The organism is Streptomyces sp. WAC05292, assembly GCF_003949955.1.
Lineage (GTDB): Bacteria > Actinomycetota > Actinomycetes > Streptomycetales > Streptomycetaceae > Streptomyces > Streptomyces globosus.
Genome location: NZ_RPSE01000593.1, coordinates 1 through 2607, shown reverse-complemented (window position 1 = coordinate 2607; position 2607 = coordinate 1). Strand labels below are relative to the sequence as shown.

General features: G+C 76.1%; 1 protein-coding gene and 1 pseudogene. Both read right to left on the bottom strand.

Annotated features, from left to right (window positions below):
* A partial coding sequence (locus tag EF903_RS31390; protein ID WP_125548373.1) for a PAS domain-containing protein occupies positions 1 to 1776 on the bottom strand: 1776 nt, incomplete at its 3' end.
* Positions 1777 to 1833: 57 nt separating this feature from the next.
* A pseudogene (locus EF903_RS34525) lies at positions 1834 to 2607 on the bottom strand (hypothetical protein); the annotation flags it as partial.

Genomic DNA, 2607 nt, shown 5'->3' with positions numbered 1-2607 from the left:
GAAGGTGACCCGGCCGTCGGCGGTGGCGACGGCGGGCGGGGGGTGGCCGGCGCGGGCGATGGTGCAGCCTCCGGACGCGGGGTCGTGGACGGCGTACACGCAGGTGGCCATCTCGTCGGCGCCGAGGTCGGCGACGACGGCGTCGAGGGAGCGCAGCAGCAGGTCGGGGGGCACGCCGTGGCGGGCGAGGGTGCGGACTGCGGTGCGGAGCTGGCCCATGACGGCGGCGGCGTGGACGCCGTGGCCCATGACGTCTCCGATGACGAGGCCGGTGCGGCCGCCGGGGAGGCGGATGGCGTCGTACCAGTCGCCGCCGACGTCGTGGTCGCTTGCGGGCAGGTAGCGGCCGGTCAGTTCGAGTCCGCTGACGTCGGGCAGGGTGCTGTTGGTGAGGCTGCGCTGGAGGGTGAGGGCGGCGCGCCGCTGGTTGGTGTACATGCGGGCGTTGTCGATGTTGAGTGCGGCGCGGGCGACGACCTCGTCGATGAGGATGCAGTCCTGTTCGTCGAAGGGTTCGCGGGTGGCGAGCCGGGTGACGGTGACGGCGCCGAGGACGGTGCCGCGGGCGACGAGCGGGATGAGGCGGGCGGAGCCGAGGCCGGCGAGGTAGGTGCGCAGGGCGTCGGCGCGGGGGTCGGGGATGAGGGCGGGGATGTCGGAGCGGTAGAGGTTCATGGGCCGGCCGTCGGCGATGACCTGCTCGTACACGGTCCCGGCGGGGATCTTGAAGGTCTGGCCGGGGTGGAGCCTGCTGGTGGGGGCTCCGGGGTCGGGGAAGACGGCGGCGAGGCGGCGCAGGACGCCGCGGTGGGTGCCGGCTCCGTCCTCGTCGAGGACGGCTTCGAGGAGCTGGACGTCGGCGGAGTCGGCGAGGCGGGGGACGAGCACCTGGGCGATCTCCTCGGCGGTCTGCCGCAGGTCGAGGGTGGTGCCGATGCGGGTGCCGGCCTCGGCGAGGACGGCGAAGCGGCGGCGGGCCCGTTCGGCGTCGAGTTGGGCCTGCTGGCTGTCGGTGATGTCGATCAGGGAGGCGATGAGGCCGAGGGCGCGGCCGGATCCGTCGAGGAGGGGGGCGTAGGAGCAGGACCAGGTGCGGTCGTGGTCGGGGTCGGCGGGGGTGCGGCCGGTGCGGCGGACGTCGACGACGGCGGTGCCCCGTTCGAGTACCTGCTGCATGGTCGCCTCCAGGGCGGCGGCGTTGACGCCGGGGACGACCTCGGTGAGGCGTTTGCCGAGGTGGTCGGCGGGGCTGACGCCGTTCATGCGGGCGAGGGCGTCGTTGACGCGCAGGAACCGCAGGTCGGGGCCGAGGGTGGCCAGCCCGATCGGCGACTGCGTGAACAGGCTCTGGAGGGCGGCGAGGGAGTCCCGCATGCGCAGGACCTCGCTGGTCTCCACCGCGATGAGGAGGGCGCCGGTGCGGCCCTGCCGGTCGACGGCGGGGACGATCCACATCTCCATGGTGACGCGGTGCCCGTCGCGGTGGCGGACGGGCAGGGTGCCGACGACGGTCTCGCCGGCCTGGACGCGCCGGGTGAGCTGGCGGGCCAGTTCGCGGTTGGTGTCGGGGACGAGGACGTCGGCGCCCGACCGGCCGAGGATGTCCTCGGGGCGGTGCCCCAGCAGGTCCTGGGCGGCGAGCGACCATTCCACGACGCGCCCGTCGGCGTCCTCGCGCCACAGGGCGATCGGCAGCAGCTCGCGGAGCACGCCTGCGTATCCGACCGCCGCGGTGGGCCGGTCCGGGCCCCCGCTCGCCGCCTGCTTCGTGTCCACCCTCACCGACCTCACCCCGGAGGGTCCGATTAGTACCGAATTCACCCTATCCGAGGCTCAGGGTGGAGGCTCTGTGCCGCGGGCCGTACGGGCCTGCTCGCGCGGGTACAGCCACGGCAGCGCGAAGGTGGTCCACAGCAGCACCGCGTACAGGACGAGCACGCCCCACCAGCCGCCGAGGGGGCCCCGCCCGAACTGCACCAGGGCGGCCGCCGCGCCCCCGGCCAGCGCCACCGGCGGCAGCAGCGGCCACCTGCCGGCCCCGGGGGCGAGGAGGGCCGCGGCGGCGAGGGCGGAGCAGGCCCCGACGAGCACCGTCCGCTCCGCCGGTCCGAGGCCGGGGGTGTGCACGCCGTGCAGGAATCCGAGGGCGATCGGCGGGAGGGCGGCCGCCGCGAGCGGCAGCGCCGTGCGGGCGGGGGGCGGCAGGCTCCCCGGCAGGGCCTGCCGTACGCAGCGGGCCAGGGCGAGCGCGGCGTACAGGCAGATCGGGACGTGCGGGAGCAGCGAACCCCACCGGCCGGTCGCGAAGGCGGTGGCGAGCCACAGCAGCACGGCGGCGGCCAGGGTGCTCCACGGCGCCAGCACCGCGCTGAGCGGTGGCGTCCACAGGAGCGGTTTCAGCAGCCCGAGCACGCCCTGCGGCAGGCGGCTCCAGCGGCGGCCGGCCGGCTGGACCGCCGGCCAGGCGAGCAGCCCGGCGCGCAGCGCCGCCCGGCGGGGGTCCGGGGCGCGCAGCAGCCCGCCGACGGTCTCGGACCCGGTGGCGGCGAAGGCGTCGAGGGCCTCCTCGAAGCGCTCCGGGTCGAGGGGCGGCGGGTCGGGCAGGGG